Source organism: Bacillus sp. SRB_331 (assembly GCF_003264175.1).
GTDB lineage: Bacteria > Bacillota > Bacilli > Bacillales > Bacillaceae_G > Bacillus_A > Bacillus_A mycoides.
Genome location: NZ_NADV01000193.1, coordinates 1 through 298 on the forward strand (window position 1 = coordinate 1; position 298 = coordinate 298).

Here is a 298-nt window from a genome sequence, read left to right on the forward strand (position 1 = left end):
GCTTCTACACCGAGCACCCGCTCTAGATTGCTATTGCTTCAATAGCTGCAAGCGCTTTGCCAGAAAGCGTTTGAGGCCATTTTGGCCCCAAGCTATCCGCGCGCGGTCTCGGGCAGCTCGATCTTGACTTCGAGCACTTCGAGGGTGTCCTGGCGCTCCAGGTGCACCTTGATGTCATCGGCGTTGATCGACACGTACTTGGAAATCACGGCCAGCAGCTCGCGCTGCAGCGCGGGCAGGTAGTCGGGCGCGGCAGCGTTGCGGCCGCTGCGCTCGTGCGCCAGGATGATCTGCAGGC

Annotated in this window: 1 protein-coding gene; it reads right to left on the reverse strand. The window is 61.7% G+C overall.

Annotated elements, in window-relative coordinates:
- Nucleotides 1-92: 92 nt before the first annotated feature.
- Nucleotides 93-298 (reverse strand): cell division topological specificity factor MinE (gene minE / locus B5P42_RS31750; protein ID WP_113736080.1); only part of this gene is annotated, 206 nt, incomplete at its 5' end.